The organism is Aromatoleum evansii, from assembly GCF_012910805.1.
In the GTDB taxonomy this organism is placed as follows: Bacteria; Pseudomonadota; Gammaproteobacteria; order Burkholderiales; family Rhodocyclaceae; genus Aromatoleum; species Aromatoleum evansii.
In genome coordinates this window covers 1-456 of the sequence record NZ_WTVK01000214.1, presented here as the reverse complement: position 1 = coordinate 456, position 456 = coordinate 1, and the positions used below count along the sequence as shown (strand labels likewise).

Below are 456 nucleotides of genomic sequence, written 5' to 3'. Positions count from 1 at the left end.
GTCGACGCCCGCTGTGTGCAGCAGCTCGGCGACGGCGCGCGTCGTCTTCTTCGCACGGTCCTCGTAGGCGCCGGCGCAGCCGACCCAGAACAGCCACTCGACCTCGTCGGCGGATTCGACGTCGGAGCCGATGACCTTGACGTCGAACGGCAGGCCCTTGGCCCACTCGAGGCGAGCCCGCGCCGACATGCCCCACGGGTTCGACTTGTTCTCGAGGTTCTTGAACAGGCCCGCGAGTTCGGTCGGGAACGCGGACTCGATGAGCGTCTGGTAGCGACGCATGTCGACGATGTGGTCGACGTGCTCGATGTCGACGGGGCACTGCTCGACACAGGCGCCACACGTCGTGCACGACCACAGGACGTCCTCGTCGATGATGGCACCGGCCGCGTCACCGTTCGCGGTGGTGCCGGCCGGGTTGTACGCCGTCAGCGGGTTCGCGATGTCGTAGCCGGT

The 456-nt window shown here is 67.8% G+C and carries 1 protein-coding gene; it reads right to left on the bottom strand.

Features of this window, described 5'->3' with window-relative positions; all coding sequences use genetic code 11:
- Positions 1–456: (Fe-S)-binding protein (locus tag GO615_RS29910; RefSeq protein ID WP_169133086.1), on the bottom strand; the 456-nt coding region annotated here is incomplete at both ends.